10 protein-coding genes are annotated in these 13,828 nt (G+C 54.8%); 6 read left to right on the top strand and 4 right to left on the bottom strand.

Going from position 1 to position 13,828, the window contains the following annotated elements:
• Positions 1–41: 41 nt before the first annotated feature.
• The 3 genes from hmsP to EoCCA6_RS10645 all read left to right on the top strand — a co-directional run bounded on the left by hmsP (position 42) and on the right by EoCCA6_RS10645 (position 5,213).
• Complete coding sequence (gene hmsP, locus EoCCA6_RS10655; protein WP_152082628.1) at positions 42–2,048, top strand: biofilm formation regulator HmsP; 2,007 nt, start codon at positions 42–44, stop codon at positions 2,046–2,048.
• A 159-nt stretch (positions 2,049–2,207) separates the two neighbouring features.
• A complete protein-coding gene (locus EoCCA6_RS10650; RefSeq protein ID WP_152082627.1) occupies positions 2,208–3,494 on the top strand; it encodes a dicarboxylate/amino acid:cation symporter in 1,287 nt (428 codons plus the stop codon).
• A gap of 225 nt (positions 3,495–3,719) precedes the next feature.
• On the top strand, positions 3,720–5,213 hold the full coding sequence (locus EoCCA6_RS10645; RefSeq protein WP_152082626.1) for a M16 family metallopeptidase: 1,494 nt from the start codon (positions 3,720–3,722) through the stop codon (positions 5,211–5,213).
• A gap of 41 nt (positions 5,214–5,254) precedes the next feature.
• Here EoCCA6_RS10645 and kdgK read toward each other — a convergent pair whose 3' ends face one another.
• Positions 5,255–6,184 carry a 2-dehydro-3-deoxygluconokinase gene (kdgK, locus tag EoCCA6_RS10640; RefSeq protein ID WP_152082625.1) on the bottom strand — a complete coding sequence of 310 codons (930 nt, stop codon included), beginning with the start codon at positions 6,182–6,184 and terminating at the stop codon, positions 5,255–5,257.
• 231 nt (positions 6,185–6,415) lie between these two features.
• Between kdgK and pdeH the strand changes: the two genes are divergently transcribed.
• Positions 6,416–7,189: a cyclic-guanylate-specific phosphodiesterase gene (gene pdeH / locus EoCCA6_RS10635; RefSeq protein ID WP_152082624.1), complete on the top strand. Its 774-nt coding sequence runs from the start codon at positions 6,416–6,418 to the stop codon at positions 7,187–7,189.
• A 65-nt stretch (positions 7,190–7,254) separates the two neighbouring features.
• Positions 7,255–9,297, top strand: coding sequence for an AsmA family protein (locus EoCCA6_RS10630; protein ID WP_152082623.1), 2,043 nt, complete (start codon positions 7,255–7,257; stop codon positions 9,295–9,297).
• An 89-nt stretch (positions 9,298–9,386) separates the two neighbouring features.
• Here EoCCA6_RS10630 and EoCCA6_RS10625 read toward each other — a convergent pair whose 3' ends face one another.
• From EoCCA6_RS10625 to EoCCA6_RS10615, 3 genes are all read right to left on the bottom strand, one after another.
• Positions 9,387–10,709 (bottom strand): MFS transporter, encoded by a 1,323-nt coding sequence (locus EoCCA6_RS10625; RefSeq protein ID WP_152082622.1) that lies wholly within the window; start codon positions 10,707–10,709, stop codon positions 9,387–9,389.
• 262 nt (positions 10,710–10,971) lie between these two features.
• The gene (yhjD, locus tag EoCCA6_RS10620; protein ID WP_152082621.1) at positions 10,972–11,997 is read right to left on the bottom strand and encodes an inner membrane protein YhjD; all 1,026 of its coding nucleotides are present in this window, start codon (positions 11,995–11,997) and stop codon (positions 10,972–10,974) included.
• Between the two features lie 52 nt (positions 11,998–12,049).
• The gene (locus EoCCA6_RS10615) at positions 12,050–12,949 is read right to left on the bottom strand and encodes a LysR family transcriptional regulator (RefSeq protein ID WP_152082620.1); all 900 of its coding nucleotides are present in this window, start codon (positions 12,947–12,949) and stop codon (positions 12,050–12,052) included.
• A gap of 119 nt (positions 12,950–13,068) precedes the next feature.
• On the opposite strand from EoCCA6_RS10615, the gene EoCCA6_RS10610 reads away from it, so the two are divergent.
• On the top strand, positions 13,069–13,827 hold the full coding sequence (locus EoCCA6_RS10610) for an SDR family NAD(P)-dependent oxidoreductase (RefSeq protein WP_152082619.1): 759 nt from the start codon (positions 13,069–13,071) through the stop codon (positions 13,825–13,827).
• The last annotated feature ends 1 nt before the right edge of the window (position 13,828 follow it).

Genomic DNA, 13,828 nt, shown 5'->3' with positions numbered 1-13,828 from the left:
CCCTGGTGCGCCCTGCGCTTCGAGTTTTGTGGAGAGTCATTTTGCGTGTCAGCCGTTCTTTAACGATCAAACAGATGGCGATGGTTGCTGCCGTCACGATGCTGTTTGTATTCCTCTTCTGCGTCATTTTGCTGTTTCATTCCGTACAGCAGAATCGCTATAACACGGCTTCGCAATTAGAAAGCATCGCCCGCTCGGTGCGTGAACCGCTGTCAGCCGCGATCCTGAAAGGGGATATTCCGGAGGCGGAAACCATCTTAAAACGCATTCAGCCAGCAGGAATTGTCAGCCGTGCGGATGTGGTGCTCCCTAATCAGTTCCAGGCGCTACGGATGAGCTTTATCCCTGAACGGCCTGTTCCGCTGATGGTAATGCGTCTGTTTGAACTGCCGGTACAAATCTCTCTGCCTGTTTATTCGCTCGAACGCCCGGCTAACCCTCAGCCGCTCGCCTATCTGGTGCTGCAGGCGGACTCGTACCGCATGTATAAGTTCGTTATGAGCTGGGCTGCTACATTAGTGACCACTTACTTACTCTTGACGCTGATCCTGAGTGTGGCGCTCACCTGGTGTATTAACCGGTTGATTGTGCATCCGTTGCGCCGCATCGCCAGGGAGCTGAATGACCTCTCTCCGCAGGAGCAGATGGGACACCAGCTTGAGTTACCGCGCCTGCATCATGACGATGAGATCGGCATGCTGGTGCGCAGTTACAATATCAATCAGCAGCGCATCATGCGTCAGCAGGATGAACTCAACAGCAATGCAACCCGTTTCCCGGTCTCCGAGCTGCCAAACAAAGCGTTCCTGATGGCAATGCTGGAACAGACCGTTGCCCGCCAGCAGACCACGGCGTTGATGGTGATCGCCTGCGAAACCCTGCAGGATACGGCGGGCGTGCTCAAAGAGAGCCAGCGCGAGATGCTGCTCCTGACGCTGGTGGAAAAGGTGAAATCCGTCCTGGCACCGCGCATGGTGCTTACTCAGGTCAGCGGCTACGACCTGGTGATTATCGCGAACGGTGTGAAAGAGCCGTGGCATGCCATTACGCTAGGTCAGCAAGTGCTCACTGTCATTAATGAGCGGCTGCCGATTCAGGGCATTCAGCTTCGTCCGAGCGCCAGCATCGGTATTGCAATGTTCTACGGCGACCTGACGGCGGAACAGCTTTATCGCCGTGCTTTCTCAGCGGCCTTCACCGCCCGCCGTAAAGGGAAAAATCAGATCCAGTTCTTTGACCCGGAGCAGATGGAAAAGGCGCAGCAGCGTCTCACCGAAGAGAGCGACATCCTGACCGCGATGGATAACCGTCAGTTTGCGATCTGGCTCCAGCCGCAGGTCAATTTGCTGACGGGTGAAGTCAAAAGCGCGGAAGCGCTGCTGCGTATGCAACAGCCGGATGGTTCGTGGGAACTGCCTGAGGGACTGATTGAACGGATTGAGTCCTGTGGCCTGATGGTCAGCGTCGGTTACTGGGTACTGGAAGAGACGTGCCGCCAGCTTGCGGCCTGGCAGGAGCGGGGCGTCACTCTGCCGCTCTCGGTGAATTTGTCTGCGCTACAACTTATGCATCCGACGATGGTGTCGGAGGTCCTGGAGCTTATCCATCGTTACCGTATCCAGCCCGACACGCTGATTCTGGAAGTGACGGAAAGTCGACGAATCGACGACCCAAATGAAGCCGTTGCCATTCTGAAGCCGCTGCGTAATGCCGGTATCCGTATCGCGCTGGACGATTTCGGCATGGGGTACGCCGGGTTGCGCCAGCTCCAGCACATGAAAACGCTGCCGGTTGATGTGCTGAAGATCGACAAAACCTTTGTCGACGGGCTGCCGGATGACAGCAACATGGTGCAGGCGATTATCCAGATGGCGCGCAGCCTGAATTTGCACATTATTGCCGAAGGCATTGAAACCGAAGCTCAGCGTGACTGGCTCGCGCAAGCGGGCGTGGAGAGCGGGCAAGGTTTCCTGTTTGCCCGCGCGGTGCCGGCGGATGTCTTTGAACAACGCTATCTTGCCGACCCTGGCAATAACGCAAAAGTGTAACTTTGTTGCTGGCTTGTGCGAGCCAGCTCAAAGTTCTTAACATTTGTGTTTCAAATTTGAACCTGGTTTATTTCTGTCCTGTTATGTGGGTGTTATTTTAAAGCCGCAGGTTAACCATAACCTTACAAAGCCTGTGGTTTTTCTTCCCAAGGACACCCTATGAAAACCTCAATCTTCAAGAGCCTTTACTTTCAGGTCCTGACAGCCATCGCAATCGGTATTCTGCTTGGTCATTACTACCCTGAACTGGGCGCACAAATGAAACCGCTTGGCGACGCGTTCGTTAAGCTCATCAAGATGATCATCGCGCCGGTAATTTTCTGTACCGTGGTGACCGGTATCGCTGGCATGGAAAGCATGAAGGCGGTAGGGCGCACCGGTGCTGTCGCCCTTCTCTATTTCGAAGTGGTCAGTACCATCGCGCTGATTATCGGCCTGATTATTGTTAACGTCGTGCAGCCTGGTGCGGGCATGAACGTTGACCCGGCCACGCTTGATGCCAAAGCGGTGGCCGTCTACGCCGAGCAGGCGAAAGACCAGGGCGTTGTCGCCTTCCTGCTGGACGTTATCCCGAGTAGCGTCATTGGCGCATTCGCCAGCGGGAATATTCTGCAGGTGCTGCTGTTTGCTGTGCTGTTTGGCTTTGCGTTGCACCGCCTGGGTAGCAAAGGCCAGCTGATTTTCAACGTTATCGAAAGTTTCTCGCAGGTCATCTTCGGCATTATCAATATGATCATGCGTCTGGCCCCGATTGGTGCCTTCGGTGCGATGGCGTTTACCATCGGTAAATACGGCGTCGGTACGCTGGTGCAGTTGGGTCAGCTGATTATCTGTTTCTACATCACCTGTATTCTGTTCGTGGTGGTGGTGTTAGGGTCAATCGCCCGCGCGGCAGGCTTCAATATCTTTAAGTTTATCCGCTACATCCGTGAAGAGTTGCTGATTGTTCTGGGCACCTCATCGTCTGAATCAGCACTGCCACGTATGCTTGATAAGATGGAAAAACTGGGCTGCCGGAAGTCGGTAGTGGGGCTGGTTATTCCCACGGGCTACTCGTTCAACCTGGACGGTACTTCGATATACCTGACGATGGCGGCCGTGTTTATCGCTCAGGCGACCAACAGCCATATGGATATTTTCCACCAGGTTACTCTGCTGGTGGTGCTCCTGCTCTCCTCGAAAGGCGCAGCAGGCGTGACGGGCAGTGGCTTTATCGTGCTGGCGGCAACCATCTCTGCGGTGGGACATCTGCCGGTGGCGGGTCTGGCATTGATTCTCGGCATCGACCGCTTTATGTCTGAAGCCCGTGCCTTAACCAACCTGGTGGGTAACGGTGTGGCAACGGTTGTGGTGGCGAAGTGGGTAAAAGAGCTGGATCACAAAAAACTCGACGATACGCTGAATAATCGCCATTCTGGCAGCAAAGCACCGGGATTATCCTCCTAATCTTGTCACAATTGCCCGCATTCCCTTGTGGGGATGCGGGCTCCTGCGCATAATAACTGTTCATACCTGTCATACTTCGACAAGATTTTTTTCGGGTATTTTTCGCTTCCGTCCGTGACGTTTTGCTGAACACGCGGTCTAATCGAAGTGTTTTCATCGTCATCTTTTAGAGTGCTCACGTCGCGAGACACTCTTTTTAACCAGGAATGTTGATCAGGGGTTCACATGCAGGGCACAAAAATTCGACTCTTAACCGGCGGTTTGCTGATGATGGCAGCAGCCAGTTATGTGCAGGCAGATGCGCTCCAGCCAGACCCGGCCTGGCAACAAGGGACTCTGGCAAATGGTTTTCAGTGGCAGGTTTTAGCCACACCGCAACGTCCAAGCGACCGTATCGAAATCCGCCTGTCTGTGAATACAGGCTCCCTCACTGAAAGCACCCAGCAGACCGGATTAAGCCACTTTATTCCCCGTCTGGCGCTCACCCAGAGCGGCAGTTTGCAGGCGGTTCAGGTACGTTCGTTGTGGCAACAGGCGATTGATCCGAAACGCCCTCTGCCTCCAGCTGTGGTCTCTTACGACTACACCATGTTTAACCTGAGCCTGCCGAACAACCGCAACGATCTGCTGAAAGAAGCACTGACCTACCTGTCTGATGCCACCGGCAAGCTGACGATTACGCCTGAAACTGTGAATTATGCGCTGAGCAACAGCGACATGGTCGCCACCTGGCCTGTGGACACCAAAGAGGGCTGGTGGCGCTACCGCCTGAAAGGATCAACCCTGCTGGGGCATGATCCGGCGGAACCGCTGAAACAGCCGGTCGATCCTGAGCAGGTCAAATCCTTCTACCAGCAATGGTACACCCCGGACGCAATGACCCTGATTGTGGTCGGTAATGTTGATAGCCGCGCCGTGGTAGAGCAGATCAACAAAGCGTTTGGCGATCTGAAAGGCAAACGTGAGACCCCCGCCCCTGTACCAACCCTGTCGCCGCTGCGCCCGGAGCCTGTCAGCATCATGACGGACAGCGTGCGTCAGGACCGTCTCTCCATGATGTGGGATACCGCCTGGCAGCCGATCCGCGAGTCATCCGCGCTGCTGCGCTACTGGCGTGCGGACCTGGCGCGTGAAGCGCTGTTCTGGCACGTTCAGCAAACGCTCAGTAAAAACAACGTGAAGAATATTGGTCTGGGCTTTGACTGCCGCGTGCTGTTCCAGCGTGCGCAGTGTGCCATTAACGTTGAATCGCCGGGCGACAAGCTGAACGCAAACCTGGGTGTGGTGGCAAAAGAACTGGCAAAAGTGCGTGAAGAGGGCCTCTCTGAAGAAGAGTTCAACGCGCTGGTGGCACAGAAAAAACTTGAGCTACAGAAGCTGTTTGCCACGTATGCCCGCGCCGATACCGATATTCTGATCAGCCAGCGTATTCGCTCGCTGCAAAATCAGGTGGTGGACATCGCGCCAGAGCAGTATCAGAAACTGCGCCAGGATTTCCTCAGTGGTCTGACCGTTGATATGCTGAATCAGGATCTGCGTCAGCAGCTGTCTCAGGATATGTCCCTGGTTCTGCTGCAGCCGAAAGGTGAACCGGAGTATGACATGAAGGAGTTACAGGCAACCTGGGACGGGATTATGGCTCCGGTATCGCAGGCGGCACAGCCTGCGGCGGCAGATGATCTCCACCAGGATGCGACGGATATTCCGCAGGGCCAGTAACCTCCATCTTAACCCTCTCCCACCGGGAGAGGGTTAGAGGCTTACGCTGGCATTGCCTCACGTGGAATAATCGCCCCGCGATACTGAATCACGGTGCTGGCCGTCAGATGGCCACGTTGTGCTGCTGCTTCAGGTGTTCCACCCGTCAGGCGCACCGCCAGATATCCCGCACTGAATGAATCACCCGCCGCAGTGGTATCGATCACTTTTTCTTTGGCTAATTTCACCGCCGGAACCTCGACCACCGGTTCGCCCGCAATCGCCACCAGGCAAGAGTCAGCCCCGCGTTTTATCACCACTTCACTGACGCCTGCAGCCAGCGTCCGCGCGATAACCTCATCAACCGGTTTCTCTCCCCACAGGGCGTCTTCGTCGTCCAGCGTCAGGAACGCGATATCAGTGCATTGCAGCATCTGCTGGTAAACCTGCTGCGTCTCTTCGCGGCTGGCCCACAGGCGTGGACGGTAGTTGTTATCGAAAATCACCTTGCCGCCGTTGGCACGGCATTCGCGCAGCAGCGACAGCAGTTTTTCACGGCTCTCAGGGCTCAGGATTGCCAGGCTGATACCGCTCAGATAGAGATAATCAAACGTTGCCAGTTCTTCACAGATGGCTGCGGCGGCATCGCTTTCCAGCCAGAATTTGGCCGCTGCTTCGTTACGCCAGTAGTAGAACGTGCGCTCGCCAGTGCTGTCGGTTTCGATGTAGTACAGACCCGGCAGGCGGTTTTCCATGCGCTGAATGAGTGAGGTCTGGACGTTCTCACCTTGCCAGGCTTCCAGCATCTGCTGGCTGAAGCTGTCCGTTCCCAGCGCCGTAACGTAATGCACGCTAAGTGCATCGGCAGCCACCTGGCGGGCTATATAAACGGAAGTATTCAATGTATCGCCACCAAAACCGCGGCTGACTTCCGCGCCTTTTTGGGACAGCTCAATCATGCATTCGCCAATCACGGCAATTTTTTTAGACATAGTCGTGAACCTGAACAAAGTAATTAACGGTAGTGTGCGCTGAGTGGATTATGTGGTCAACTATATTAAAACGACGTTCCATTATTTTTCTTGAGCCAGCGCGTGTTCCGGCAAATTTCTGTCATCTTAATTTCATTTTCCCGGCGAACTGAACATAAAGTTCTCACCTGGCGCGCCGATAACCCAGTGACGAGTCCAGAAAGGCCATCCCCATACAACAGGACATCTGAAATGAAGTCAGAGCAGGTTATCCAGCGGCTGAACACTACGCCTGAGGCAAGTATTGAGAACTTGCAGGAGCATCGCTACTGGCTGCAATGTGAGCGAGCGTACACCTATCAACCGATCTATCGCACCGATGGCCGGTTGATGGCGATTGAGATTTTAACGGTCGTCACACACCCCTCGAACCCGTCACAGCGTATTGCGCCGGACCGCTATTTTGCCGAGGTTGCCGTTCGCCAGCGCATCGACGTGCTGGAAGAACAGCTTAAAATGCTGGCAACCAGGCGGGCATTCTTTGAGCAGCACGATATTCTGGCGTCGGTGAACGTGGATGGCCCGACCCTGATGGCGCTGCGTCAGAATACGAAACTACAGGAACTCATCGCTACGCTACCGTGGATGCGTTTCGAGCTGGTAGAGCATGTTCGTCTGCCGCAGGACTCATCGTTTGCCTCGATGTGCGAATTCGGCCCGTTGTGGCTGGATGACTTCGGCACTGGCATGGCGAACTTCTCCGCCCTCAGTGAAGTGCGTTATGACTACATCAAAGTCGCGCGTGACCTGTTCATTATGCTACGCCAGACCCCGGAAGGGCGGAATCTGTTCACGCTGCTGCTGCAGCTAATGAACCGGTATTGCCAGGGCGTCATTGTGGAAGGCGTTGAAACGCTGGAAGAGTGGCGCGACGTGCAAAATTCCCCGGCTGCTGCGGCACAGGGCTATTTCCTCTCTCGCCCGGTTCCGATGGATATGCTGGAAAACGTGATAACCACCCTCTGATCTGACCGTTTCCCTTTGTCTGAACTATAGTTTTATAGGCAAGTTCAACAGGAAAGGGGACAACAATGACAAAAACAACCAGGGTCATCTCCTGGACCGCAGGGATTTTCTTGTTGTTGATCGTGGTCGCAATCATCATTATCGCCACGTTTGACTGGAACCGTCTCAAACCGACCATCAACCAGAAAGTCTCAACCGAGCTGAACCGACCCTTCGCGATACGCGGCGATTTGGGTGTGGTATGGGAACGCCAGAAAGAGGAGACCGGCTGGCGAAGCTGGGTGCCCTGGCCGCACGTCCATGCCGACGACATTATTCTCGGTAATCCGCCGGATATTCCTGAAGTCACCATGGTTCATTTGCCCCGCGTCGAAGCCACGCTGGCACCGCTTGCGTTGCTGACCAAAACGGTTTACCTGCCGTGGATCAAGCTCCAGCAGCCTGATGCGCGCCTTATCCGTCTGTCCGAGAAAAACAATAACTGGACGTTTAATCTCGCCAGCAGCGAAGAAAAAGATCCCAATGCACAGCCTTCGTCATGGTCTTTCCGTCTCGACAATATTTTGTTCGATCGCGGGCGGATCGCCATTGACGATAAGGTCAGCAAAGCCGACGTTGAGATCCTGGTCGATCCGCTGGGCAAACCGCTGCCGTTTAGCGAAGTGACGGGCAGTAAAGCAAAAGGGGACAGCAGCAAAGCGGGCGATTATGTTTTCGGCCTGACGGCGAAGGGGCGTTACAACGGCCAGCCGCTGACCGGTAACGGTAAAATCGGCGGGATGCTGGCGCTGCGTAGTGAAGGCACGCCGTTCCCGGTGCAGGCGGATTTCCGTTCCGGGAATACCCGCGTGGCGTTCGTTGGGACGGTCAATGACCCGATGAAGATGGGCGGTGTCGATCTGCAACTGAAGTTTGCCGGTGACTCACTGGGCGCGCTGTATGAGCTGACTGGCGTGCTGCTGCCGGATACGCCACCGTTTGAAACGGACGGGCATCTTGTTGCGAAAATCAACACGGAAAAGTCCTCGGTCTTTGATTACCGCGACTTCAATGGCCGCATTGGTGATAGCGATATTCACGGCTCGCTGACCTACACCACCGGAAAACCGCGGCCGAAACTGGAAGGGGATGTTGAGTCCCGCCAGCTTCGTCTGGCCGATCTGGGCCCGCTGGTTGGCGTTGATTCCGGCAAAGGCACGAAGTCTAAAGAGGTAAAAAAAGACACTCAGCCTGCGGATAAAGTCCTGCCGTATGATCGCTTTGAAACCGACAAATGGGACGTCATGGATGCCGATGTACGCTTTAAAGGGCGCAAAATTGAACATGGCAATACATTACCCATCAGCAACCTCTCAACACATATCATCCTCAAAAATGCTGACCTGCGTCTGCAGCCGCTGAAGTTTGGTCTGGCGGGCGGTACGATCTCGTCAAATATTCACCTGGAGGGTGATAAAAAGCCGATGCAGGGACGGGCAGATATTCAGGCGCGCAGGCTGAAGCTGAAAGAGCTGATGCCAAACGTTGAATTGATGCAGAAAACGCTCGGTGAAATGAACGGCGACGCTGATATTCGTGGCGTGGGTAACTCTGTGGCGGCACTGTTGGGCAGCAGTAACGGGAACCTGAAGTTGCTCATGAACGACGGCTTAATCAGCCGGAATTTGATGGAGATCCTGGGGCTTAACGTGGGTAACTTTATCATTGGTCAGATTTTCGGAGACGATGAAGTCCGCGTGAACTGTGCGGCGGCGAATCTGGATCTGGTCAACGGCGTGGCGCGTCCGCAAATCTTCGCCTTCGACACGGAAAACGCGGTCATCAATGTGACCGGCACCGCCAGCATGGCCTCTGAGCAGCTTGATCTGACCATCGATCCGGAGAGTAAGGGGATTCGTATCATTACCCTGCGCTCGCCGCTTTATGTTCGTGGCACCTTCAAAAATCCGCAGGCGGGTGTGAAAGCCGGGCCACTGATTGCGCGTGGTGCCGTTGCGGCAGCTCTTGCCACGCTGGTCACGCCAGCCGCGGCGCTGCTGGCGCTGATTTCGCCGTCTGAAGGTGATGCGAATCAGTGCCGGAACATTTTGACGCAGATGAAGAAGTAATTTTTACCGGGTGGCGCTGCGCTTACCCGGCCTGCAGGGCTGGAGAGTTTTGTTGGCCGGGTAAGGCGTAGCCGCCACCCGGCATTAGCTTACAGCGACTGATGCTTCGTCTCATGCGTCAGCAGCAGTGCAATCAACGTCAGCGCTGCCATGGCTGCCAGATAGACACCCACATAGAACAGACCATAATTCGCCTGCAGCCAGGTGGCGATATACGGCGCAACAGACGCACCCAGAATAGAAGAAACGTTATACGAGAACGACGCCCCGGTATACCGTACCTCCGTCGGGAACAGCTCCGGCAGCAACGCACCCATCGGGCCGAACGTCAGCCCCATCAGGCTCAGGCCAATCAGCAGATACGCCATCACCAGCGCAGGGCTGCCTGAACCCAGCAGCGGCGGGAAGACGAACAGGGCAAAGAGAATAATCAGCGAGGTGATGACAATCATGCTTGCGCGACGGCCAAACTTATCCGCCAGCAGGCCCGCAATCGGCACCATCACGCCAAACCCAATGACCGCCATCATCAGCATCCACAGCACTTCGTTACGCGGCAGCCCCAGGCCAACCGGTGCGGCGGCGGTGCTGTAGGTCATTGAATAGACGGTCATGATGTAGAACAGCGTATAGGTCGCCAGCATGATAAACGTGCCCAGTACGGTCACGCGGACGTGTTTGGTCAGCAGTGTGCCCAGCGGCACTTTCACCTGCTTTTTCGCCGCGGCGACTTTGGCAAACACGGGCGTCTCATGCAGGGAGACACGCACATACAGGCCAATCAGCACCAGAACCGCAGAGAAGATAAACGGAATACGCCAGCCCCAGCTCATGAACTGTTCATCCGTCAGCAACCAGGAGAGCAACAGGAACGTCCCGTTAGCGAAGAAGAAGCCAATTGGCGCGCCCAGTTGCGGGAAGGAGCCGTACAGCGCACGCTTACGTGCAGGAGCGTTCTCGGTCGCCAGCAACGCCGCGCCGCCCCATTCACCGCCCAGACCGAGACCCTGACCAAAGCGCGCCAGCGCCAGCAGCACCGGCGCTAAAATCCCGATGGTATCGTAGGTTGGCAGCAGGCCGATCGCCACGGTTGAAATTCCCATGGTCAGAAGAGAGGCAACCAGCGTCACTTTACGACCAATGCGATCGCCAAAGTGACCAAACAGCGCAGAGCCAATCGGACGTGCGACGAACGCGATGGCAAAGGTTGCCAGCGACTGTAGCGTAGCTGCTGTCGGGTCGCCCTGCGGGAAGAAGATATGCGGGAAGACGATGACCGCTGCGGTGGCATAAATGTAAAAGTCGAAGAACTCAATGGCGGTGCCAATCAGCGATGCGACGACAACTTTATTGCGCGAGTTGACCGGAACGTTTTCCGCCCCGGAATCGAGTGTGGTGGCTGTTGCTTGCATAATATTTTCTTATTTTTTGACGAACGAACGGCCATATTAGGCATAGCAAAAGCGACATTTCAATGTGTAACAAACCCACGCGCTGGCGATAAAACCAACAAAAAGCGGATAATATTTAGACCTGCAAAAACCCTTCCATGAAATGCTTCACACTTTTTAAATATCAGAGAATAAAACTGGTTTTTGGTTAAATAAAAGTTACGGACTGGATTTTAATGCTGAAAAGTTGGATCGGGCTGACGTTTTCAGCCCGACATAAGGTTTAGCGGTGCGTTTTCCCCGGCATGCGCGGGTCATCTTTGTACTCGGCAGTGGCGATCCACGCGGCGCAGAACAGCGTCAGGCGGGCAAAGAAGTAGAAGAAGGCCATCAGCCCCAGCACCGAGCCAAACGCCGCTCCGGACGGAGATTTCACCAGCGACGGCAGGGTGTAGGTCATCACGATCTTGATCACTTCAAAGCCAATTGCCGCAATCAGCGTTCCGCGGATCAGCGCCTTCTTGCGCGGGCGATGACGCGGTAAACGCCAGAAGATCCAGAAGAACAGCAGGTAGTTCGCAAAGATGGATATTGCCAGCCCAATGCCGCGCCAGGCGGGTTTGAGCCACTCGATGTAATCAAGATAAAGCGCGGAGATAATCATCTGCTGCGCGGAACCGGCAACAGAGGTAATGGAAAGGGTGATGATCAGAGCCACGAGCAGACCAATCAGCGAAATAAAGTCGCGGAAATACTTAACCCAAATTTTCTCCTGGTCCTGCGGGGTACGCTCCCACACATCGCGTGACTGGGCGCGAATGGCTTCACGCAGGTTACCCATCCAGTTAACGCCGGAGTAGAGCGCGATCAGCAAACCGACGATACCGACGGTGGTACGCTGCTGCACGGCAGTATTGATGGTGCTTTTGAGCGTTGTGGCGAGCGTCGGATCGCTGACATTAGTCAGGATCTTATTGAAGATATCCTGCAGCAACGTCGGGTGCGACGCGAGGACAAAACCGGCCGCCGCGAACGACACCATCAGGATCGGGATCATCGATAAAAATGAGAAGTAGGTGATCGCCGCGCCGAACTGGTTACCCATACGGTCATTGAAGCGCTCAGTGGCGCGTATCAGGTGCGCAATCATGGGCAATTGCTGAATTTTTTCAGCCAGGGTGGTGGCTGTGTTCAGCGCTTTGCTGGCGGTTCCTGGCGATTTCACCTCTTCAGGCCCGGTTTCCATCTTTTTGATGGGATCGTAATCTAAATGTTGAGTTGGTCGTTGCGGGTTATTTTCCGGCGTCACGCGCATTTTCCTTTTCGTTGAGCTGGATATGTTTTTGAATTATAGCTCGCGGCTAGTCCACGTAATCTTTTGTGAGTTCGGTAAGCCATTCCATAAACAGATGAACCCGGCGAGAGAGGTTACGGCGATGCGGGTAAATCAACGACACGGGCATAGGTTCCGCGCGATATTGGGGCAAGACTTCAACCAGCTTCTTCGTGCGAAGAGAATCACGTACCCCGACGCGTGGCACCTGGATAATCCCCAGCCCGGCGATACAGGCCGCCTGGTAAGTCTCGGTGCTATTGACGGTTAAAACGCCACCGGTTTTAACCCACCGTGTGGTGCTGCCAGTGTAATACTCAAAGCCCTGGGGACGCGTTCCGAGGCTGGCGGAGTAGTGAATGACGGCGTGTGATCCCAAATCATCCAGTGTTTCCGGGTAACCAAAACGCGCCAGATAATCAGGGCTGGCGCAGTTTATTACCGACAATTTGCCGAGCGGACGGGCAATCAGCCCTGAGTCCTTCAACGTGCCCACACGCACAACACAGTCAAACCCTTCGCGAACCACATCGACCAGCCAGTCGCTGCTGCTCAGTTCCAGCTCAATACCGGGATACTGTTGTAAAAACGCCGGCAGTTTAGGGATGACTAAATTTCGCGCAACACCAACGGGCATATCCACGCGTAACCGCCCGCTGATGCTGGAGGGGTCGTGCTGGAACATACCATCCAGTTCGTCGAGGTTCGTCAGCAGATCTTTTGCGCGCTCGTAATAGACCATTCCGTCCTGCGTGAGGCTGACGCGGCGCGTGGTGCGGTGCAAAAGCTGCGTTCCCAGCTGGTTTTCCAGCGCCTGGATCTGACGCGAAACACTTCCTTTTGGCAGGCTTAATGTTTCCGCCGCGCGGGAAAAACTCTCCAGTTCCGCGACACGAATGAAGAGTTGCATTGCGTGAATTTTATCCATAGGCAAAGCTCATTGTTGCTTTAACTGAAACAGTGAAGCGTTTTTCACGCTATTTATTGATTTTCTATCATCTAATAAGCTCTTTCTCAATCTCCACAGCAGCCGAAACGAGGTTTCTTATGACTGAACGTATTGCATTAGTGACAGGTGGTAGCCGTGGCCTGGGTAAAAACGCGGTTTTAAAGCTGGCAGCGGAAGGGACAGGCATTATTCTGACGTATAACAGCAGCGAGCAGGAAGCGCTCGACGTTGTGCGTGAAATTCAGCAAAAAGGCGTGAAAGCGGCAGCATTACAGCTTAACGTCGGGAATATTGCCAGCTTTGATGCGTTTGCTAAAAATGTGCAGGAAACCCTTATGCGCGTCTGGCAACGTGAGACGTTCGATTATTTATTGAACAATGCCGGAACCGGTTTATACGCCCCGTATACCGAGACCACGGAAGCCCAGTTTGATGAAGCGATGAACATTCATTTTAAAGGACCGTTTTTCCTGACGCAGCGCCTGTTGCCGATGATGAATGACGGTGGGCGTATCCTGAACGTCTCCAGCGGCCTGGCCCGCTTTACTCAACCTGGCTCCGGCACTTATGCGGCAATGAAAGGTGCGATGGAAGTGCTCACCCGCTATCAGGCGAAAGAGCTGGGCGCGCGCGGGATTTCGGTCAATATCATTGCGCCAGGCGCAATTGAAACCGATTTTGGTGGCGGACGGGTACGTGACAACGCGGAGCTTAACCAGTTGCTGGCCTCGCAAACGGCGCTGGGTCGTGTGGGCCTGCCTGACGATATCGGCGATGCCATTGCGGCGTTGCTCAGCGACAAGCTGGGCTGGATGAACGCACAACGTATTGAGGTTTCAGGCGGAATGTTCCTGTAAC

The sequence above is a fragment of the Enterobacter oligotrophicus genome (genome assembly GCF_009176645.1).
Taxonomy (GTDB): Bacteria; Pseudomonadota; Gammaproteobacteria; order Enterobacterales; family Enterobacteriaceae; genus Enterobacter; species Enterobacter oligotrophicus.
This window is presented reverse-complemented; position numbering and strand designations above follow the sequence as displayed.